Origin of the sequence: Aeromonas oralensis, from assembly GCF_049665575.1 — a bacterium.
GTDB lineage: Bacteria > Pseudomonadota > Gammaproteobacteria > Enterobacterales > Aeromonadaceae > Aeromonas > Aeromonas hydrophila.
Genome location: NZ_CP187186.1, coordinates 2903789 through 2925300 on the forward strand (window position 1 = coordinate 2903789; position 21512 = coordinate 2925300).

At 61.9% G+C, this 21512-nt stretch carries 17 protein-coding genes and 3 pseudogenes; 4 read left to right on the forward strand and 16 right to left on the reverse strand.

Features of this window, described 5'->3' with window-relative positions:
• Positions 1–178 precede the first annotated feature (178 nt).
• The 3 genes from ACPDZI_RS13445 to soxR all read right to left on the reverse strand — a co-directional run bounded on the left by ACPDZI_RS13445 (position 179) and on the right by soxR (position 1713).
• The gene (locus tag ACPDZI_RS13445; protein ID WP_029300073.1) at positions 179–589 is read right to left on the reverse strand and encodes a nuclear transport factor 2 family protein; all 411 of its coding nucleotides are present in this window, start codon (positions 587–589) and stop codon (positions 179–181) included.
• Positions 590–598: 9 nt separating this feature from the next.
• Entirely contained in the window at positions 599–1177 is a 579-nt protein-coding gene (locus tag ACPDZI_RS13450; protein WP_168967143.1) for an O-methyltransferase, read from the reverse strand.
• 68 nt (positions 1178–1245) lie between these two features.
• Positions 1246–1713, reverse strand: a complete 468-nt coding sequence (soxR, locus tag ACPDZI_RS13455; protein ID WP_268030494.1) for a redox-sensitive transcriptional activator SoxR — start codon at positions 1711–1713, stop codon at positions 1246–1248.
• Positions 1714–1779: 66 nt separating this feature from the next.
• On the opposite strand from soxR, the gene ACPDZI_RS13460 reads away from it, so the two are divergent.
• Entirely contained in the window at positions 1780–2775 is a 996-nt protein-coding gene (locus tag ACPDZI_RS13460; protein ID WP_202011429.1) for a questin oxidase family protein, read from the forward strand.
• Between the two features lie 19 nt (positions 2776–2794).
• Here the strand turns inward: ACPDZI_RS13460 and ACPDZI_RS13465 are convergent.
• The 8 genes and pseudogenes from ACPDZI_RS13465 to ACPDZI_RS13500 form a co-directional block, all read right to left on the reverse strand.
• Positions 2795–3230, reverse strand: a pseudogene (locus ACPDZI_RS13465) (protease).
• A 64-nt stretch (positions 3231–3294) separates the two neighbouring features.
• The gene (locus ACPDZI_RS13470; RefSeq protein WP_039216042.1) at positions 3295–4338 is read right to left on the reverse strand and encodes a M35 family metallo-endopeptidase; all 1044 of its coding nucleotides are present in this window, start codon (positions 4336–4338) and stop codon (positions 3295–3297) included.
• 268 nt (positions 4339–4606) lie between these two features.
• Complete coding sequence (locus ACPDZI_RS13475; RefSeq protein ID WP_438833301.1) at positions 4607–5245, reverse strand: DUF2913 family protein; 639 nt, start codon at positions 5243–5245, stop codon at positions 4607–4609.
• 99 nt (positions 5246–5344) lie between these two features.
• Positions 5345–6640, reverse strand: a complete 1296-nt coding sequence (locus tag ACPDZI_RS13480; protein ID WP_016351179.1) for a DEAD/DEAH box helicase — start codon at positions 6638–6640, stop codon at positions 5345–5347.
• 251 nt (positions 6641–6891) lie between these two features.
• Positions 6892–7425 (reverse strand): spermidine N1-acetyltransferase, encoded by a 534-nt coding sequence (gene speG, locus ACPDZI_RS13485; RefSeq protein WP_168967137.1) that lies wholly within the window; start codon positions 7423–7425, stop codon positions 6892–6894.
• Between the two features lie 98 nt (positions 7426–7523).
• On the reverse strand, positions 7524–8174 hold the full coding sequence (locus ACPDZI_RS13490; protein ID WP_011706529.1) for a DedA family protein: 651 nt from the start codon (positions 8172–8174) through the stop codon (positions 7524–7526).
• A gap of 230 nt (positions 8175–8404) precedes the next feature.
• Positions 8405–8566 (reverse strand): annotated as a pseudogene (locus ACPDZI_RS13495) (CHASE4 domain-containing protein); the annotation flags it as partial.
• Positions 8567–8788: 222 nt separating this feature from the next.
• Entirely contained in the window at positions 8789–8947 is a 159-nt protein-coding gene (locus ACPDZI_RS13500; RefSeq protein WP_408756157.1) for a CHASE4 domain-containing protein, read from the reverse strand.
• A 211-nt stretch (positions 8948–9158) separates the two neighbouring features.
• Between ACPDZI_RS13500 and ACPDZI_RS13505 the strand changes: the two genes are divergently transcribed.
• From ACPDZI_RS13505 to ACPDZI_RS13515, 3 genes and pseudogenes are all read left to right on the forward strand, one after another.
• Positions 9159–10115, forward strand: coding sequence for a hypothetical protein (locus ACPDZI_RS13505; protein ID WP_411637024.1), 957 nt, complete (start codon positions 9159–9161; stop codon positions 10113–10115).
• A 222-nt stretch (positions 10116–10337) separates the two neighbouring features.
• Positions 10338–11203 (forward strand): annotated as a pseudogene (locus ACPDZI_RS13510) (NERD domain-containing protein).
• Between the two features lie 137 nt (positions 11204–11340).
• Positions 11341–11904 (forward strand): hypothetical protein, encoded by a 564-nt coding sequence (locus tag ACPDZI_RS13515; RefSeq protein WP_202011419.1) that lies wholly within the window; start codon positions 11341–11343, stop codon positions 11902–11904.
• Between the two features lie 56 nt (positions 11905–11960).
• Here the strand turns inward: ACPDZI_RS13515 and ACPDZI_RS13520 are convergent, their stop codons facing one another.
• From ACPDZI_RS13520 to dapB, 5 genes are all read right to left on the reverse strand, one after another.
• Entirely contained in the window at positions 11961–13214 is a 1254-nt protein-coding gene (locus ACPDZI_RS13520; protein WP_438833302.1) for a DUF1615 domain-containing protein, read from the reverse strand.
• Between the two features lie 92 nt (positions 13215–13306).
• Positions 13307–14965 carry a 2-isopropylmalate synthase gene (leuA, locus tag ACPDZI_RS13525; RefSeq protein WP_421184199.1) on the reverse strand — a complete coding sequence of 553 codons (1659 nt, stop codon included), beginning with the start codon at positions 14963–14965 and terminating at the stop codon, positions 13307–13309.
• A gap of 485 nt (positions 14966–15450) precedes the next feature.
• Positions 15451–18687 (reverse strand): carbamoyl-phosphate synthase large subunit, encoded by a 3237-nt coding sequence (gene carB / locus ACPDZI_RS13530; RefSeq protein ID WP_076361403.1) that lies wholly within the window; start codon positions 18685–18687, stop codon positions 15451–15453.
• Between the two features lie 16 nt (positions 18688–18703).
• Positions 18704–19840, reverse strand: coding sequence for a glutamine-hydrolyzing carbamoyl-phosphate synthase small subunit (gene carA / locus ACPDZI_RS13535; protein ID WP_043165479.1), 1137 nt, complete (start codon positions 19838–19840; stop codon positions 18704–18706).
• 688 nt (positions 19841–20528) lie between these two features.
• Complete coding sequence (dapB, locus tag ACPDZI_RS13540) at positions 20529–21341, reverse strand: 4-hydroxy-tetrahydrodipicolinate reductase (protein ID WP_011706537.1); 813 nt, start codon at positions 21339–21341, stop codon at positions 20529–20531.
• Between the last annotated feature and the right edge of the window lie 171 nt (positions 21342–21512).

Genomic DNA, 21512 nt, shown 5'->3' on the forward strand with positions numbered 1-21512 from the left:
CGGCAGGGATAACCTTCATAGTGCTTGCTGGCGGTATGGATGAAACATAACGTGGCTCATGGCATGACCCAACCATGAAATACGAGGATATTTAGCGAAATAATGGATAACGAAAATATAATGGCCAGGCTGGCCGAGAAATAGCCCCGCTGGCGGTACTCCGCCAGCGGAAACCATGTCAGGCGGGTTGCGGCTCCCGCGGGATGCTGGTGACCCAGTGACGACGCCAGTGCGGCGCCTCGTAGAGATCGGGCCAGAATTCGGTCTGATGGCAGATGGTATTGCCACGCACCGTGTGGAAGGTGATGGCGCGCGCCTCGACTTCACCGTCGGTGATCACCACTTCGGTCACCACCTCCCGCCCCTGCTCCAGCAGGCGGACGATGTCAAAATTCCAGGGCCCGGCCGCCGGGTAGCGCCGATTGATCTCGACGAAGTTGGCCCGCCCCTCGATCCGCTCCCCCGACTGGGGCCAGTCACAGAGGAAGTCCTCGCTCAGCCACCTGGAGGCCTTGACGAAATCGTTGCTTTGCATGGCCTGCCAGTAGGCCTCCACCACTGCTTTTGGTTCCATGGTCTTGTTTTCCATGCCTTTCCCCTACAACCGCACCACCAGCCACTCCCCCTTGCCCACCGGCACCAGCGAGGTCGCGAAGGCCGGATCCTGCTCCACCAGTGCCATCCACTCGGCCAGCTCCTCGCGATGGGAGATGGCATTGTCCACCACCAGCAGACCGCGGGGGGCCAGCAGGCGCTGGATCTCTGGCCACCAGGCCTGGTAGTGCTGGCGATCGGAGTCGAGGAAGATGAGCGGGTAAGCGGCCGTCGGCAGGGTGGGCAGCAGCGTGCCTGCTTCGCCCGCCAACTGCTCAATCCAGGGAGCGAGCCCGGCCCGCTCAAAGTTGGCGGCCGCCATGGTCCGTTTGCCCTCGTCCAGCTCGATGGTGGTGACCCGGCCCCCCAGCCGTTTTACTGCCTCGGCCAGCCAGAGGGTGGAGTAACCATTGGAGGTGCCGATCTCCAGCACAGCATCGGCCCCCCTCGTCTGCACCAGCACCGCCAGCAGCTCGCCGGTATCGCGGGTAATGTTGAGCATCTTGCTGCCACGGGACTGTTGCACGTCGTCATTCTGCTCGCCAAACAGCTCCAACTCCCGTTTCAGTTGTTCCAGTGCCATGTCTCCTCCTTGACGGTGTAAACGAGTCGGCCCGGTGCATGGCATGGCTGGACCGCCCCTCATGTTCATCATTTTTCTGTCGGCCCGCTCGGTGGCGTATCCCCCAGCAGGTAGCGGGGACCCTCGCCCTGCCCGGCGGCCTGATCATCCGGATTGTAAAGTGCGCAGTGCTCCAGCGAGAGGCAACCGCAACCAATGCAGGCGCCAAGCTTCTCCTTGAGCTGCTGCAGAGCAGTGATGCGCCGATCGAGCAGGCTCTGCCACTGGCCGGCAATGCCGTCCCAGTCGCGGCGATCCGGGGTGCGCCCCTGGGGCAGGCCGGCCAGGACCTCCCCTATCTCGCCCAGGCTCAGCCCCATGCCCTGCGCCACCCGGATGAAGGCGATGCGGCGCAGCACATCCTGCGGATAGAGCCGCTGGCCCCCCTCGCTTCGCACGCTGCCAATCAGCCCCTTCTGCTCGTAGAAGCGCAGGGCGCTGGCCTTGACGCCCGAGCGTTTGGCTATCTGGCCGATGGCCAGCCATTTGCGTTCCATCGCCACGCTTGACCTCAAGTTAGCTTTAACTTGCACAATCCTGTCTCCCCTTATGAAAGGAGTCAAATGATTATGCACCACCTTCATCATCTGCTCGATGCCAATCGAGCCTTTGCCCTCAACGGACGCGGCACCACCAACCACTGCCCGATGGCATTGCACGCCCTGCACGAGATGGGCGCCAATCCCCGCCAGCTGCAGCAGTTCTTCGCACACTGGCAGACCAACCATGCCCTGCCGGGGGGTGAACAACAGCAGGGGGATGAGGAGGAGTTGCAGTTTGTCCGGCTGCGTCAGCAGTTGGCAACACGGCTGGCCGACGAGGGGTGGCTGCCCACCTTTGCCAGCCTGCTGGAGCAGGGTCTCTCGCCAGCCGGCGGCGCCTTCCATCCACTGATCCGCTTCGCCTGCGCGCTGGAAAATGGCCATCAGGAAGAGCAGGCCGCCGCACTGGCCGCCTGGCAGTGCAGCCCCCTGCGGGTGCCGGCCGGGCAGCGGGCGCCGGTGCCGGATATCGACGCTCTGCTGAGCGCGCTGGCCCGGCAATGGAAAGGCGCACGCTGGCAAGGCGAGTGGATCACCGAGCGATTGCGGCAGGTGACGGATGCGCCGACCTGGGCGAGCGGGTTGCCGAGCGGGGTATCATCGTCGGATCTGCTGGTGCAGCTGGCCGACGCGGCCCTCGCCCTCTACTGGCAGACCGGCAATTTTACCGTGCTGCACATGGTGACCGGCAGTCGCGCCGCCGCCATCGTCGCCAGCCACCTGCCCGCGCCATGGCAAGCGCGCTGGCAGACTTTGATGTGGCAGGCGGTGGCGGCCGCCTATGTCACGGTCGGCGCGCCATCACTGCAGACGCCGGTCTGGCCCGATACCGGCAAGCTGTCGTGGCAAAACGTGCTGGCCCGGGCAGTGGTGAGCCTCGACGATCATGTGATCAAGCTGGTGCATTGCTGCTGGCGAGAGGGGCTCGCCAGGCCTTTGCTGGCAGACCGTTATCTGGCGGTGGCCGCCCGCGCGGCAGGGCTGCTGGCGCCGCTCACCGGGCCGGATGCCATCTAGGTAGTACGGAGGGGCCGCCCTAGGAGGCGGGCAGCCGGGTGAAGTGAATGACGGGGCAGCGGGGGGCCACGCCCCGGGTCAGGGTCAGCGGCTGGGCGCGGTAGCTCAGTTGGTAGCGGCCGGGGTGGGAGAGATCGTAGACCAGGGTCAGATCCGCGTCGGCCTGACTCTGCTGACCGGCCCCCAGCAAAAAGAAATCCTCGGCCCCCGGGTTGCCCCGCTTGGCCAACGGGCCCTTGTAGGGTATCGGCCCGATCATCGAGGGTGAGATCGATGGCATCGGCAAACCAGCCTTCAAACGGCGTGAACCAGCTCAGCACCTCGAGCGGCCCCTCCCCCCGGTTGGTCAGGGTCATCACCAGCGGCAGCGGCTCGTTGACCCGGCTTTGTGCCTTGACCGACAGATCGCACTGCAGGGGGGCCAGCGCCAGGGTGGTGAGCAAGAGTGTCATCATGGTCGCTCCTTCCTGTGACAAACGACATGGACAAGAAGGGGCCTTGCGGCCCCCGGTCGGCAAATCAGTTTTCGCTCGGCGTATTCTCAGCGAAGTACTCGTGGTTGTCGGCGTTGTTGAGCGCCTTGACCGGATCCGTCTTCGCCAGGTTGCGGGCATTGGCCTGACCGTAACCCAGATCGTCGGTGCCCGCCACCACGTTGAAGTGGCTCAGCTCGTGGACGATGGTGCCTGCACGGGAATCGGTCCCGCTGACCGGTGCGGTCCAGAAGCTCTTGCACAGGTAGACCTTGTAGGGTTGATCCGGATAGACATAGGCAAAGTAGCTCTGCTTGCAACCGCAGTCGAAGGTGAGCGGCTTGTTGTCGATGGCATCCTTGATCTTGCTGAAGTGGGTCTCGGCCTGATCCCAGCGCGATGCATCATAGGCCCCAAACCAGCTGCGATAACGCTGGCCTTCCGGCTTGTCCACCGCCAGGTAGCTGCTGGAGTTGTTGGTGATGCCGCTGGCCGCATCGAGCGCCGCCAGGATGTCGCTCTTCTGGGTGTTGGTGCAGCGGCCGCTGAAGCTGACCGAAGCGGTCACCGCCTGCGGCTCGGCCAGGGGAGCAGCCTTGGCAAGCACCCGCTCGTCACTCACTCCGTCCACCCACAGGGTCACCGCATTGGATTCGCTCGCCTGGGCCTGCTTGGCCTTGGCGGCTTTCGCCTCTTGCGGCAACGTCGGCAGCAGGTAGCGGATGCTGTACTGGCCTTGGGCACTCATGTCGTAGAGACCGGAGACCTCGGCCTGCACCGTCAGGCTCTGGCCGGCCTTGAGCAGCTGGAAGTCCTTGTCGGTCGGGGCAGCCCGCTTGATCAGAGCCCCCTCGTAGCTGACCGGCTGGCCGTCCCGCTCCACCAGGAACAGGGGGGCATCCTCGCTACCCGGCAGTTGCCATTTGAGCAGGCGGACCGGCTTGTCCCCGCTGTTGGTCAGGGTCAGGTTGACGCGCACGTCGTCACTGTTGCCATCCACCAGGGTGAGCTGGGCATCGAGCCCTGCGGCGCAGAGCGGGGAGGCCAGCACGCCGGCCAGCAACAGGGCAATGGGAGTCGCTTTCATCATGTTTCCTCATTCATTGAGTGTCGCCTTGTCAGGCGGTTTGCTTCCTTCAAGGCCCTCTTTGGGGCCCACTCACCCTAGAGCAGTTTTTTTCCGCGACCATCCCACCATATGGGGGACGCCCCCCAGGATAGGGGGAATGCCAGATGCCCCCTCTTGCTGCGACAAGAGTCGCGGCCCCTCCCCCTTTCCCCTGCCTGCAACCCCGCCCCGCGATCATAAAAAACCCCGGCACCGGGCCGGGGTCTCAGACAGATGGAACAACCCCTGTTCAGGGGCCAACCAGCAGCGCCAGCGCTGGCTGCGCGTTGCCCGGCACCAGCCGGTAGGCCTTGTGGTGCTTGACCAGGGTGGTTTTCTTGTTGCCCTGGCTCAGCAGCAGGCGGTGGGCAAAGGCCGCCCGTGCCAGCCGGGCCTCGTCGCCGCGCACATAGAGGGTGAGCGGCTTGATAAGCTCGCCCGCCTCGATGTGGCCCTGATACTCGCTGGCGCTGATGATGAGGCTCGGCTGACCGCCCGATTGCAGGCGCAGCTTGGCGCTCACCTCGCTGTCGGTAATCACTAACCAACCTGCGGCCGCGAGCTCGGCCAGCAAGGCGGCCAGCCGGCTGCCGAGCCCGGTCGGCTCGGCCATGGCCCGCTCATACTGGCCCATGATCCGCTCAAGCAGCCCCTTGAGATCGGCGCCGGCCCCCAGGGTTCGGCCAAGCTGCACCCAATCCTTCAAATCCTCCATCACCAGCCGGGAGAAGCGCTTCTCCTTGAGGGAGTCGGCCATCCAGGTGCAGAGAAAATGGCTCTCTTGCGCCGGGGTACGCTTGCCAGCCTTCTGCTCGGCGGTGCGGGCCAGTTCGGCCAGACTCTGGCTGGCCATTTCGAACAGGGCCTGATTGTAGGTAGGAGCGGTCATAAGCAATCCTTGAGTTGACCACCAGGGGTCAACACCGATGACAGAGATGGCAAAGGCGCCAGTGGCGCCTTTGCGGTTCAATAGAGCGGCCTGCGCGCCTTATTTCGGCTGGCGCGGCTTCTTGGCGGCAGCCAGGCGCTTGAGGCGCTGGCCCTGCAGCTTGGCCTCGGCCATGGCCTGGGCGGCGGCGTTGTCTTCCCGCTGCGGGCGCTTGCCGAAGCGGCGACGCTCCTGCAGCTGCTTGATCAGCTCGTCGCGGCTGCTCACCTCGTAGCCCGGCACCATGATGCGGCGGATCTTCTGGCCGATCAGCGCCTCGATCTCCAGCAGGGTGCGCTCTTCTTCACGGCTGACGAAGGAGATGGCCATGCCGCTCTTGCCGGCGCGGCCGGTACGGCCGATGCGGTGCACGTAGTCTTCCGCCAGGAACGGCAGATCATAGTTGACCACGTACTCGAGATCCGGGATATCCAGGCCACGGGCGGCCACTTCGGTGGCCACCAGCACCCGCAGCTTGCCCTCGGTGAACTCGCGCAGGGCGCGGCGACGGCTGCCCTGAGCCTTGTCGCCGTGCACCACGGCCGACTTGATGCCGTCGAGGTTCAGCTCGGCCACCAGCTCGTCGCAGCTCTCGCGGGTACTGGCAAACACCAGCACCTGCGGCCAGTTCTGCTTGCCGATAAGCTCGGAGAGCAGCTCGCGCTTGCGCTTCTGCTCCACCGGATAGACGGTGTGGCTGACGGTATCGGCGGTGGAGTTCTGCTTGTTGACGCTCACTATCTGAGGCTTGTCCAGCATCAGGTTGGCCAGCTTCTTCACCGCCTCGGAGAAGGTGGCGGAGAACAGCAGGTTCTGACGGGTCTTGTTGACCGCCTGCAGGATCTGCTGCACATCAGCACTGAAGCCCATGTCGAGGATGCGGTCCGCTTCGTCCAGCACCAGGCACTCGACACCGGAGAGACTCAGGTTGCAGGCGGTGAGGTGCTCCAGCAGCCGGCCCGGGGTCGCCACTATGATGTGAGCGCCCGCTTTCAGTTTTCTGGCCTGCACATCCTGCTTGCCACCGCCGTAGATGGTGAGGGTGGTGATGTCCAGATGCTTGGCGAAGTCATTGATGTTGCTCGCCACCTGGGCCGCCAGCTCGCGGGTCGGGGTCAGGATCAGCACCCGGGCGTTGGAAGGCTGCACCGGTGCAGGGTTGTCCACCAGCCGCTGCAGGATGGGCAGGGCAAAGGCGGCGGTCTTGCCGGTACCGGTCTGGGCGCTGGCCAGCACGTCGCGACCACGGCGAATGGCCGGGATCGCCTGCTGCTGCACAGGGGTCATCTCCTGATAACCGCACTCTGAGATGGCGCGCAAAATCTCGGGGGCAAAATCGAACGATTCAAATCTCATAATGGGTTCCTGTGTTCCAGCTGGACTGTGGCTGGCTTGGTTAGCTCGGCATGAGCGAAAAGTCGGTGCAGACCACCGACGGCTGTGCCTGACATCAAGTCAGAAAGTGGCCGGAAAATGGCGGGCGCGAAGTGTAACAGATAGATGGCGCAAATTCTGCCTCAAATACGCGCCCATTTCATGGAGCCAGGGCTGCCTGGCTGGCAAGGCGAACACGCCCCGCCAGCAGCCCTTCACGTCCGTACGGGAGTTCAGCCACCTCGACCATTCTGGGCCAGGAAGTCTCTTTGGAACAGGCACATGCGAATGGCGGTGCGATATTGACCATCGATGAAGAACTCCTCTTTGAGCTCCCCCTCCGGCTCAAATCCCAGCTCCTGATAGATGTGGATTGCCCGGGCGTTGTCCCGATCGACGATGAGATAGAGCTTGTGCAGGTTGAGTACGTTGAAGCCGTACTTCATCGCCTTCAAGGTGGCGGTCTTGGCATAGCCCTTCCCCTGATGGGCGGGAGCGATGATGATCTGGAATTCGGCGCGGCGATGGATGCTGCGGATGTCCACCAGCTCCACCAGCCCCACGTTCTCGCCCGCCACCTCGAGGATGAAGCGGCGCTCGTGCTGATCGTGGATGTGCTTGTCATAGAGCTGGGCCAGTTCCATGTACGCCTCGTAAGGCTCCTCGAACCAGTAGCGCATGATGCTGGCGTTGTTGTTGAGTTGATGGACGAACTTGAGATCCTCGCGCTCGAGGGGGCGAAGGGTCAAGGTGTCATGGGATGACATAAGGTACCTGCTTGCAGAGTGAAGGGGCGCCGGCCAGCCAAGGGCGGCGGCGCCATGAAGAATGAGAGCAACAGACGGCGGGGCCCTGCCCCAGCCGATCAGCGAATGCGGTTGGTCGGGCGTTTGAGCAGCCGGATGGCGATGGCGGCCATGGCGATGACGAACAGACCGAGGGAAGTCACCAGCAGGCACTTGGTCAGCAGCTCGTGATACTGGGCGAACACCGGGGCTGCCATCACCGCCTTGCCTACCAGGCTCAGCACCAGGGCCCAGAGGAAGGCGCTGGCAAAACTGGCGATCATCACCCGCGGCAGGTGCAGCCGCGAGACCCCCATCAGCATGGGCGTCAGCACCCGCACGAAGGGCACGAAACGGGAGGAGAACATGGCCCAGAAGCCGTAGTTGTGCAGCAGACGGGAGGCCCGCGGCAGGCTGCCGTCCGGGATCATCCGCTCCACGTGGCCCATGAAGGCGGTGCCGTGCAGCGCCTGCCCCTGCACATAGGCGATCAGGCTGCCAAGCCCCGCCGCCAGCGGCATGTAGAGCAGCGTCACCTCGGGGCCGAGCACCCCCATTCCCACCAGCCCGCCGGCCAGCAGCACCAGGCTGTCGCCGGGCAGAGGCAGAAACACGAAACTCGATTCAAGAAAAAGGATCACCACCAGGCAGGTGACGAGCAGGCCCACCGCCTGCATCTGGATCAATTGGTCAAAGTCCTGTTGCCATATGGCAAGCAGCATGTCCTGCATCTGGTGACTCCCATCAACTTCGTGAGCATCCATCCTGGGTGGCCTGACGGCCTCCGGTGCGGCAGACCCTCCCTGTCGCCAACCCCTTTTCTCCCTGAGGGTGGCCCGTTATACACCCGGCCAAGTGAACAAAAAATTAATACAGGTCATGGATAGGGGAGATAATCGGCCAGGGCCATCAAAAAAATCGGGCCCGCTCCGGCTGGAGGGGCCCAGACAGCAAAACGGCGTCAACTGCGCTTGAGGCGTTGCAGTTTGGTGAGGGTGAGCAGGGTCTGGGCCGAGAGATCGCACACCGACAGCACGAAGGCGAGTTCGTCGGGATGCCATACCCCGCTCAGCCTGGCCCGCTCGGCGATGATCAAGCCGAGCAGTTCATCCGCCTGCTTGAGGGGGCCATCAAGATGGTGCCGGAGAGCCCCTCCCCCTCGCTGGTCAGGATCTGGGTGGCGGCCAGCAGGTAGTAACGCTCGCCGTCAAACCAGATGCCGGCATTGGGCTTGAGGCTGCCCTAGCGCACCAGATAATCGGTCAGGGGCGCCAGCTGGGCCGTCGTCTGCGTCACCAGCTGGCCGCCATGATAGGCAAACGCCGCCTGTGGCTGCTTGTCGGCATCATAGAGGGCTACCAGATCCCCCCAGGGTCTCGAAGGTGCGCACGTTGAGATTGGCCGCCAGATAGACGGGATCGCGGCTCACCATGTAGGCGTAGGTCTCGTCCCATTCGGACCAGTCCTGCCCCAGCATGGTGAGCTGGCCAAACTCGGCCTGCACCACGGCCCGAGGTGACCCATTGAGTTTAATGGATTTTGCCTCTGCGTCTGTCCCTTGCGCGAACAAGCTCGCCAGAGCGTTCAGCCTGCTGCGCCGGGGAGTGAATGGGCACAAATGGCGTCATCCGGCTCATGGTTGAGGCTGCCAAGCGAACAAAAAATCGCTACAGTGTAACCGTGCCTCATCGGAAGAGGCTTCACGGGATCCCGGCATGTTCACACCTCTCACCCCTCCGCTTCGCCCCGCCCTGCTGCTCGGTCTGCTGTGCAGCTGTCAGGCCATGGCTGACGACGATTCGTTGGTGCAACAGCGCGCCAACGCCGTGGTGTCGCTGATGACCTTTACCGTGGTGCCCGACATCACCGCCAGCAACATCAACATCGGTAGCGGCACCAACCAGTCGGCGGCGCTCAATATGACCCAGGTCGGCGGCGGCGCCACCATGAGCGAGAGCGTCCCGATTTATCTGGAAGGAACCCTGGGATTCAGCCGCTACGATCCCCAGTTCGTAGTCAGCAACGGCAGCGAGAGCCGCACCGTTCCCACCAAGTGGAACAGCCTGACGGCCACCGGCGGTTTTGGCTGGGACATAGGGCTGCACCGGGACAAACACGGCGGCAACTGGGTGCTGCGCCCCATCGGCAACGTCACCCTCGGCACGGTGGCGAGCGATCTGCGCATCGGCAACTGGCTACTGGGCCAGTACACCGGCAAGAACCTCGATTTTCTCGATGGCGGCAGGCTCGACGTCTACGGCCTCGGCGGCGCCATGATGCTGGACTACGAGCTGTTTTCCCCCGCCCAGGACATCGATGCCGAGCTGCGTTACTCCTATCAGCACCTGCAGAGCTTTGGCGGCACCGCCGCCAGCGTGGCCGGCCAGGCCAACGCCGAAAACCTCGGCCTCTATCTGCGCCGGCGCGCCCCCATCGGCGATTTGACGCTGCTGGGCAAACCCGTGCGCTACGTGATGGAGGGGGCCCGCACCGAATACCTGGGCGAGCAGCGCGGCCTGCTCGGCTTCAACTCCCTCAACTCCCTTGGCCTTGGGGTGGAGCTCGACAGCAGCAAGTACGATATCTTCGTCACCCGAACCCGGCTGGTGGCCCGCTATATGTTCAGCCACAACACCAGCGGCTACGGCGTCGGGCTGGCGATGAGCTTCTAGGCCACGCCCTGCGGCGCCTTCCCTCTCTATCACTGGCACAAAAAGAGAGATGAGCCGCTCAGTTGGTGCAAGCGGTCACACATTCCTTCTGGTCAACTCGCTACAGTAGTTCACTTCGGCACCCCATTTTCCGGATGGCACCAACCCTGTGGTGCAAACCAGGCTCACGCCATAAGAGTGCCCCGTCGCCAGGGAAAGGCATCGGGAGCGAGGAGAGATGACATGGACGTTACCGCCCTGATGGCCGTTCTGCTGAACCAGCTCTGGTTGCTGCTGCCACTGTTGTTGCTGGCCACCATCGCCAAGAGTCCCTGGTTCAAGGGCATGATCGGGGAGTGGCTGCTCAATCTCAGCATCCGGCTCTTTCTCAACCGGCAGGAATATCATCTGCTGAGCAATGTCACTCTGCCGCTCGAGCAGGGCAGCACCCAGATCGATCAGGTGCTCGTCTCCCGCTTCGGGGTATTCGTGATAGAAACCAAGAACATGAAAGGGTGGATCTTCGGCGATCCCAGACACAAGCGCTGGACCCAGCAGCTGTTTCGACGCCGGCACGGCTTTCAAAACCCGTTGCATCAAAACTATCTGCACTTGATGACCCTCAAATCCCTGCTGGGGCTGGCGGATCACCAGTTGCATTCCATCGTCTATTTTATTGGCGACTGCGCCTTCAAGACCCCCATGCCGGAGAACGTCATGCGTCGCGGCCTGGTCAGCTATATCAAGAGCAAGACCACCCCCGTCTTGAGCACCGCCGACGTTGAGCGGATTGTCGACACCATTCAGCAAGGCCGCTTGGCCGCCAGTTGGCAAACCCACCGGCAGCATGTCACCCAGCTCAAGGCACGTCATGCCGGCCCATCCGCTAACCATATGTCCACCCGCGCACCTGTCAGGCAATCAGTTGCCAACCCCCCTCACAGAGTGTATCGCCACCGGACAATCCACCCCCGCTCTGCCCCAGATGTGGCGGCACCATGGTATTGCGCACCGCAACTCGGGGGGAGAACAAGGGTAATCAATTTTGGGGATGCAGCGGTTTTCCAAAATGCAGGGGCGTTACATTGTCACACAGTCAGTCCCCTTAATCGGAAGACACTATACCGAATCATTAAACGGGCCAGAGCCACTGAAACTGTGCAGGGGATTAATTTTATGTTTACACCCTATCGCAGCTTTAAAACCCCTTGGCCTAGATACACCAGCACATTTATGGAGCAACAACATGCAAGTATGTCTAGATAAACTAATGGCTCGTTTGCACAGCCGATATACAACTATTTTTTCCCACTACTACCCTGCACATGGCTCTACCGGCTTCACCGAGCGAAATCTCACCAACAATTTTGTTTCTGCGCTTGAAAGCCTCTATCCCGGCTCATGTTTCTCATGGTTTGAGGCTCCAATAAGCCTCACAGAAAAGAAACATATGGACGCCGTAGTTTTCACTGAAACGGAGCTATTTCTTATTGAGGCTAAGCGCTTTACGGCACCTCAATCAAAAACTGATAGTGTCAGGAATGATATTGAACGAATGCAGTCCAATGAAGCACTCCTGTTGCTTGAAAAGGGGCTGATTAACCCAATACAGCGCCAGCGTTATGCCGTAGTGCTGGCTGATGTCTGGACAGAAACGAAAGGCAAGCAAGATATCTTTGATACTTGGCCAACCTGCCTAAATAGCGATCCATTTCTATATAGTAAAACACTGGAGTTTTCTGATCTTCCTGTCGAAGGAGAGTGGAAAAACAATTACAAGATACTGGTTGCGGTTAAAGAGTTAACTTGACGCCATGATATCTACGTAAAACAAAGGCGGCCTATTGGCCGCCTTTGTTATTGCAGTTACAGCGACCCCAGCCGCTTGAGGCAGGTTTGCTGGCGCCACTGCACTCGCTTGGCAAACCAGGCGGTGGTGAGATTGCGGGTGATCTTGGGGCTCTTGAGAGAGATGCCCGGCAGCACGGCGCGGGGCAGCCGGCTGCCCGCCTTGCGATCGGCCAGCACGAAGACCCTGTGGTAGAGATCGCTTTGGGCAAACTCGCTGGTGTCGCCGAGCTTCAGGCTCTGGTGGATGGCCTGCTGGCTCATGTTGAGCTGGCCGGCGATGGTATGAACCGCGAGCTCGGTCTTGCCCGGCAGCTCGGAGTCGTAGCGAATGAGATCCCCATCCAGCGCCAGCGGCTTGCCACTCAACCGGCTCACCGCCGCCTGGAAGGCGGCGTTGCGGCTGGCGTACCAGCCGGCATTGAAGTCGGCATAGCGGTAGAGGTGATCCGGATACTGGGCCGGGTAGTTGAGCAGGTGGCGGGTGCCGAACCAGATGCCACCACGACGACTGAACACCTCGTGGCGAATCGACTCCTTGATCGGATAGGGATAGCCGTCGGTGTTGGCCTCGGCAAAGGCGATGCTCACCTGCATGGGGCCGCCGGTACGGACCGGGTTCATGTTGCCGAACAGGGTCTTGCCCATGGGCACCTCCCCTATCATGTCCTCGAAGATCTCGCTCATCTCCCGCTCGGTGCGCAACTTGTCGATACGCTCGGCGTAAGTTTTGCCGGTGGGCGAGTTGATGGAGAGCGCGGTGCGCACCACGAACTCGGGGATCAGCAGCTTGCCGGCGCGGGCGTTGATCTCCTTCCAGGCGATCTTGCCAAGGCCCGGCACCACGGGGTCGGCCTGAAAGGTGGACTCCTGCTCCGCCACCGCCAGCACGGAGCAGACATTCTCGTCGGTCACCGCCAGATCCTGTTTGGCGAGGGCGGTGACGATATTCTGGGCCCAGCCGTTGCGATCCACGGTGCGGGCCGGCAGCAGCCGCACGATGCGTGACTGCATGCTGGCGGGCGCCCGGGGGACCTGGGCCTTGGGCAGCGGGGCGGGTCTGGCGATGGCCGGCCCGGTGACGGCGGCGCTGCCAGGCTTGCTGGCATCACCCTGACTGACGGGTTCACTGGCACAGGCGGCCAGCAGCAAGGTGGCCAGCAGCGGGGCCAGATAATGACGACAGACGATGAGATGAGACATGAATGCTTCCCGGTGGATGAGGCGTCCCGGCACCCGCAAAGGGTATCCGGACGCAGACAGGCAGGGCATTGTAGAGGATTGGGACGGGGAGCAGAAGCCATCAATGACAAGGGCCCCCGCCGGCATGGCGAGGACCCCCAAGGGTCGAGACGACGCCGGGATCAGGCGCTCTGGCGCAGCTCCTCTATCTGGGCGGCGCCATTGATCACCGCCTGCAGGGAGGCGCTGACCACGTCGCGGCCGATGGCCACCCCGCAGGTACGGGTCCCGTCGACGCTCAGCAGCACGTAGGCGGCGGCGCGGGACTCGGTGCCGGCGCTCAAGGCATGCTCGGAGTAATCCAGCACGTCGATGTGCATCCCGGTCTGGCGCTGCCAGCCGTTGACCAGCGCCGTGATGGCCCCCTCCCCTTCACCGCTCAGCTGCAACGAGCCGGTCGGGGTCTGCAGCTCGAGGCGCAGGCTCTCCTGGCTGTCGCGACCAAGCTGGAAGCGACCGATGCGATAGCCGTGGGCGGGCTCGAGATAGTGGCGCTCGAACAGGGTGCGGATCTGCTCCGGACTTATCTCGCTGCTGCTTGCCTCAGCCTCGGCCTGGACCCGGCGGCTGAAGTCAATTTGCAGCCAGCGCGGCAGTTGCAGGCCAAGGTCGCGCTCCAGCAGGTAGGTGACCCCACCCTTGCCGGACTGGCTGTTGATGCGGATCACCGCCTCGTAGCTGCGACCGAGATCGGCAGGGTCGATGGGCAGGTAAGCCACGTCCCAGTAGTGATCAGGTTTTTCTGCCGCGAGAGATTTGCGGATGGCGTCCTGGTGGCTGCCGGAAAACGCCGTGTACACCAGCTCGCCGGCATAGGGGTGACGCGGGTGCAGGGCAATCTGGGTACAGGCCCCCACGGTCGCAACGATGGCATCCATGTCCGCCAGGTTGAGCTCGGGATCGATCCCCTGGCTGTAGAGGTTCATGGCCATGGTGACGATGTCCATGTTGCCGGTGCGCTCGCCGTTGCCGAGCAGGGTGCCCTCGATGCGATCCGCCCCCGCCAGCACCGCCAGCTCGGCGGCGGCCACCCCGCAGCCCCGATCGTTGTGGGTATGGATGGAGATGCTCACCTCGGGGCGCGCCTTGAGGTTGCGGCAGAACCACTCCACCTGATCCGCAAACACGTTGGGGGTGCTCACCTCCACGGTGGCGGGCAGGTTCAGGATCATCGGGCGGGCCGCCGGCCGCCACTCATCGATCACCGCGTCACATACCTCGACGGCGAACTCCACCTCGGTGCTGCTGAAGCTCTCCGGGGAATACTGGAAACTCCACTCGGTGCCCGGATTGCGGGCCGCATACTCCCGTACCCAGCGCGCCCCCTGCACGGCGATGGCCTTGACCCCTTCACGCCCTGAGTTGAACACATAGTTGCGCTGGGTCGGGTTGACCGAGTTGTAGACGTGGACGATGGCCCGCTTCGCCCCCTTGAGGGCCTCGAAGGTGCGGGCTATCAGATCTTCGCGCGCCTGCACCAGCACCTGGATGGTGACGTCGTCCGGAATGAGATTGCGGTCGATAAGCTCGCGCACGAAGTCGAAATCGGGCTGAGAGGCGGCCGGAAAGCCTACCTCGATGTGCTTGAAGCCGATGTGCACCATCAGCGCCCACATCTGCAGCTTCTGGGCCACCGTCATCGGCTCGACCAGCGCCTGGTTGCCGTCGCGCAGATCCACCGCGCACCAGAGCGGGGCCCGCTCCAGCACCCGGTTGGGCCACTGGCGATCCGCCAGATTGATGACGGGGGCACGGCGGTATTTGCGATGATCGAAGCTCATATTCTGATTCCCTTGGCAGATGTCCTGGCGGTACGGCTGGGCTGATTGACGGGGACAAGGAGGGGAAGCGGGTTGGCGCGGTAACGCTGGCCCTGGCCGGTCGTGCGGCAGTAGCCCCACGCCCGGTTTCCTGTGGCCCCTTCCGGTAAGAGTAGGCCGGCCGCACAACCCGATAAGGCTGCGGGCCCGATCTGCTCGCCCCTGCGTTGGCAGGCGCAGACGACCTGGGTCGATAAATCCTGTGACGAGAAACCAGTATAGAGAGGCGACGCGGGCGAGAGATTGCAAAGAACGCTGTCAAATACATCTATTGCGCAATCATTGTCACTTTTTCCTGCTCATAGAGAGTGAATATCACCCATAGCATGTTGCTCGGTGACGCCGGTTGCCATGGCACCCAATCTCTTTGCCAATAAAAAACCCCGCCATCGCTGGCGGGGTTTTATCGGGTCACGAAGGAGGCGTCCCTCCTTCATCACGCAGTCTTAGCGGCTTTTCAGCTGGTTCTCGACCTTCTGGTGCAGCTCCTGCACCGAGTTGACGTTGGCGGTGGCATCCACGCTGATGGCCATGCAGGTGGCAAACGCCTCATTCATGGTGGTGGTATACGCCACCTTGTTCTGCAAGGCGGCGCGACGCAGCTGCTTGGAGTCCTGGATCGCCACCCGCCCTTCGGCGGTGTTGACGATGTAGGTGTACTCGCCATTCTTGATGCGATCCAGAATATGCGGGCGACCTTCGTGCACCTTGTTGACCAGGCGCGGGTTGATGCTCGCTTCACCCAGTGCGACTGCGGTACCGTGGGTGGCATCCAGCTCGTAGCCCAGCTCCAGCAGCTTGGCAGCCAAATCGACCACCTGCGCCTTGTCGCTGTGACGCACCGACAAGAGGGCGCGCCCCTCTTTCGGTACAGCGTGGTTGGCCCCCAGCTGCGCCTTGGCATAGGCCTCGGCGAAGCTGCTGCCTACCCCCATCACCTCACCGGTAGAGCGCATCTCCGGCCCCAGCAGCGGGTCAACCCCCGGGAACTTGGCGAACGGCAGCACCACCTCTTTCACCGAGTAGTAGGGCGGGATGATCTCTTTGGTAAAGCCCTGTTCTTGCAGCGACTGGCCGGCCATTACACGAGCGGCAATCTTGGCCAGCGGGGCACCGGTCGCCTTGGAGACGAACGGCACGGTACGGGCGGCACGCGGGTTCACCTCGATGAGGTAGATGTCATCGCCCTTGACCGCGAACTGCACGTTCATCAGGCCGATAACGCCGAGCTCCAGCGCCAGCTTGCGCACCTGCTCGCGGATCTCGTCCTGAATCTTCTTGGACAAGGTGTAAGGAGGCAGGGAGCAACCGGAGTCACCGGAGTGGATACCGGCCTGCTCGATGTGCTCCATGATGCCGCCGATGACTACATCGGTGCCGTCGCAGATGGCATCCACGTCCAGCTCAGTCGCATCGTCCAGGAAGCGGTCCAGCAGTACCGGCGATTCGTTGGAGACGCTCACCGCCTCGGCGAAGTAGCGACGCAGATCCTGCTCGTCATAGACGATCTCCATGGCGCGGCCACCCAGCACGTAGGAGGGGCGCACCACCAGCGGATAGGTGATCCGCTCGGCCAGCAACACGGCCTGCTCCAGCGCGGTGACGGTGCCGTTTTCCGGCTGCTTGAGGCCGAGGCGCTCGACGGCAGACTGGAAGCGCTCGCGGTCTTCGGCGCGGTCGATGGCATCCGGGCTGGTACCGATAATCGGCACACCGTTGGCTTCCAACGCCCGTGCAAGCTTCAGCGGGGTCTGGCCGCCGTACTGGACGATAACGCCCTTGGGTTTTTCGATGCGCACGATTTCCAGCACATCTTCCAGGGTGACCGGTTCGAAGTAGAGACGGTCGGAAGTGTCGTAATCGGTGGAGACGGTCTCCGGGTTGCAGTTGACCATGATGGTCTCATAACCGTCTTCGCGCAGGGCCAGCGCCGCGTGCACGCAGCAGTAGTCGAACTCGATTCCCTGACCAATACGGTTCGGGCCGCCGCCGATGATCATGATCTTGTCGCGGTTGCTCGGGGCCGCTTCGCACTCCTCGTCATAGCTGGAGTACATGTAGGCGGTGTTGGTGGCGAACTCGGCGGCGCAGGTATCGACCCGCTTGTAGACCGGGAAGATGTTGTGGCGGGCACGCAGTTTGCGCACTTCCCCTTCGGCCACACCGAGGATCTTGGCCAGACGGGCATCGGCAAAGCCTTTGCGCTTCAAGGCTCGCAGGAAGTCAGCATCGAGACCGGCCATGCCGCGCTCTTTCACCTCTTCTTCCAGCTTCACCAGATCTTCAATCTGCACCAGGAACCAGGGGTCAATCTTGGTCAGCTTGAAGATGCCATCCATGGAGAGACCGGCGCGGAACGCATCGGCGATGTAGAAAATACGGTCGCTACCGGCATCCTGCAGCTCGTGACGGATGCGGGTCAGGGAGTCCGGGGCATTGAGGTCAACCATGGGGTCGAAGCCGGTCTTGCCGGTCTCGAGGCTTCGCAACGCCTTGTGCAGGGACTCCTGGAAGTTACGGCCGATAGCCATCACTTCGCCGACCGATTTCATCTGGGTCGTCAGACGGTCGTTGGCACCGGCGAACTTCTCGAAGTTGAAACGCGGCACCTTGGTGACCACGTAGTCGATGGCCGGCTCGAAGGAGGCCGGGGTGCGACCACCGGTGATGTCGTTCATCAGCTCGTCCAGGGTGTAGCCGATGGCGAGCTTGGCGGCGATCTTGGCGATGGGGAAGCCGGTCGCCTTGGAGGCCAGCGCAGAGGAGCGCGACACCCGCGGGTTCATCTCGATGATGACCATGCGGCCATCTTTCGGGTTGATGCCGAACTGGACGTTGGAGCCACCGGTCTCGACGCCGATCTCGCGCAGCACCGCCATGGAGGCGTTGCGCATCAGCTGGTACTCCTTGTCGGTCAGCGTCTGGGCTGGCGCGACCGTGATGGAGTCACCGGTGTGAATGCCCATGGGGTCGAAGTTCTCGATGGCGCAGACGATGATGCAGTTGTCGTTGCGATCCCGTACCACCTCCATCTCGTACTCTTTCCAGCCGATCAGCGACTCGTCGATGAGCAGCTCTTTGGTCGGCGACAAGTCCAGACCGCGCTCGCAGATCTCGACGAACTCTTCGGTGTTGTAGGCGATGCCGCCGCCGGAGCCACCCATGGTGAAGGAGGGACGGATGATGCAGGGGAAGCCCACCATCTGCTGCACGCCCCAGGCCTCTTCCATGTTGTGGGCGATGCCGGCGCGCGGGCACTCCAGGCCGATGCTGCGCATCGCCTTGTCAAAGCGGGAGCGATCCTCGGCCTTGTCGATGGCGTCGGCGGTGGCGCCGATCATCTCGACACCGAACTCGGCCAGCACGCCGTGCTTCTCCAGCGCCAATGCGCAGTTGAGCGCGGTCTGGCCGCCCATGGTGGGCAGGATGGCGTCCGGGCGCTCTTTCTTGATGATCTCGCGCACCACTTCCCAGGTGATGGGCTCGATGTAGGTGGCGTCGGCCATCTCCGGGTCGGTCATGATGGTGGCCGGGTTGGAGTTCACCAGAATGACGCGGTAGCCCTCCTCGCGCAGGGCCTTGCAGGCCTGGGCGCCGGAGTAGTCGAATTCGCAGGCCTGGCCGATGACGATGGGGCCGGCGCCGAGGATCAGGATGCTCTGTAGGTCGTTACGTTTTGGCATGGCTTCTCTTTTCCTCTTAAGCGCGATACTGCTTGATCAATTCAATAAAGTGGTCGAACAGACCGGCACAGTCGTGCGGGCCCGGGCTCGCTTCGGGGTGACCCTGGAAGCTGAAAGCCGGCCGGTCGGTGCGATGGATGCCCTGCAGTGACCCGTCGAACAGGGAGACGTGGGTCGCGCGCAGGCAAGCCGGCAGGGTCTGCTCGTCCACCGCAAAACCGTGGTTCTGGGCGGTGATCATGACGGTGTTGTCGTCCAGGCTCTTCACCGGGTGGTTGGCACCGTGGTGGCCGAACTTCATCTTGATGGTCTTGGCGCCGGAGGCCAGACCCAGCAGCTGGTGGCCCAGGCAGATGCCGAACACCGGGATATTGGTCTTGAGGAAGGCCTCGATGGCCTCGATGGCGTAGTCGCACGGCTCGGGGTCACCGGGGCCGTTGGAGAGGAAGATGCCATCGGGGTTCAGCGCCAGTACTTCGGCGGCCGGGGTCTTGGCTGGCACCACGGTCAGGCGGCAGCCACGGTCCACCAACATGCGCAGGATGTTGCGCTTGACGCCAAAATCGTAGGCCACCACGTGGTATTTGAGCTGGTCGGCAGCCGGGGTGACGTGCCCCTTGCCAAGCTGCCAGCTGCCTTCGGTCCAGTTGTACGCCTCGCCAACCGTCACCTCTTTGGCCAGATCCATCCCCTTCAGGCCGGGGAAGGCGCGGGCCTGTTCGAGGGCATAGGCTTCATCAACCTGTTTCCCGGCCAGAATGCAGCCAGCCTGGGCGCCTTTCTCGCGCAGGATGCGGGTCAGTTTGCGGGTGTCGATGTCGGCGATGCCAACGATGTTGTGAGACTTGAGGTATTCGGAGAGGGATTGCTGATTGCGGAAATTGGAGGCAAGTATCGGAAGGTCCCGGATGATCAATCCCTGTGCGTGGATTTGACTGGACTCTTCATCTTCGCTGTTGGTGCCGGTGTTGCCTATATGGGGGTAAGTGAGGGTGACTATCTGACGGGAATAAGAGGGATCGGTGAGGATTTCCTGATAGCCCGTCATCGACGTATTGAAAACCACTTCACCAACGGAACATCCCTCGGCGCCTATCGACACGCCTTTGAACACAGTTCCATCTTCCAGCACTAGCAATGCAGTGTGATTCAAGACAACCTCCAGTTATTTAGCTTTAAATTCAGCAATTTACCTGGGTGTTGCGGGCTCGGTTCCGGCCTTGGACAGGACTCGAACCCGGCAGATTTCTGGCAAATTGGGCGCATTCTACTTAAAAACGATCGCATTTCAACGTCTTTTCTCATCTGAAATGCATCTAAATTCAATAAAAAAGCAACATTACCCATTATCTATGCACTCAATCGCTTTGCAACCCCCACCCTGAAAAGAAAAGGCAAAAGTTGCTGCCAATCCAGACCAAGAGGCCAGCATTGCTACAAAAACCAACTTTTAATCCTTAAAAAACAATAAAATGAAGTTTCATATAAAAAATCTCAACGCCTGCAAACAGCTTTTTTAAGGAGGATGAGTGGCCTTCAAAAATGGAAAACGTTTTTCTGCGTTTGAATTTTTAGTCTGTTTTGATGGATGTAAAAAAAGGCCCTAACAGGGGCTGTTGAGGCCCAATTTCGTTACCAGCCGATGACATTTGTGCAATGGCAGATCCGGCGCAGCAGCAGAGATGAAGGATTTAGGCCACTTCAAATGAAAATAGCTGCGTAAGCGCCATTTATACAAAATCACCAATAAAAAAACCCCGCTCATGCGGGGTTTTAGCAGACGAACGGGCCGGGCAGCCCCTTCGTGCACACCACGGGGCACCTGGTGTCAGCTGATGTGATTACTTGAGGCCGAGCACGTCCTGCATGTCATAGAGGCCGGCGCCCTGCCCCTTGAGCCACTTGCCGGCGCGCACCGCACCGTTGGCGAAGGTGAGGCGGCTGGAGGCCTTGTGGCTGATCTCCACCCGCTCGCCGATGTCGGCGAACATGACGGTGTGCTCCCCCACCAGATCGCCGGCGCGAATGGTGGCAAAGCCGATGGTGTTGCGATCCCGCTCGCCGGTGATCCCCTCGCGGCCGTAGACGGCGCACTCTTTCAAGTCACGTCCGAGCGTCTTGGCCACCACCTCGCCCATGGAGAGCGCGGTGCCGGACGGTGCATCCACCTTGTGTCTGTGGTGCCCCTCGATGATCTCGATGTCGGTGTAATCCCCCATCACCTTGGCGGCCTGCTCCAGCAGCTTGAACACCAGGTTGACGCCGACCGAGTAGTTGGAGGCGAAGACGATGCCGATCTCGCCGGCGGCAGCCTTGAGCGCCGCTTTGCCCGCGTCGTCAAAGCCGGTGGTACCGATCACCATCTGCTTGTGGTGGGCCCGGGCGAAGGCCAGGTTGGCCAGGGTCACCTCGGGGCGGGTGAAGTCGATGATGAGATCAAACTCGTCCCGTACCTTGTCCAGGCTGTCGCTGATGATGACGCCGAGCCGACCCAGCCCGTTGAGTTCGCCGGCATCCAGCCCGATCACGGCGGAGCCCGGTCGCTCCAGCGCCGCCCCGACCACCACGCCCTCGGCATGGCTGATCGCCTCCAGCAGCACCTTGCCCATACGACCATTACAGCCCATCACGGCCACACGGATCGGATTGTCCATCTCCACCCTCTCATCTCTATTAAGGAAAGAGACCGTTTTACCAGCCTGCGCCCGCTTTGAAAAGCCCGCCGTGGCCGCCGTCAGTCACCCGAAAATTCAACGACATATCTAATTAAATCCGAATATTTGACGGATTTAATCAATTAAGCAAAATCATCAGACAAAAAGCAG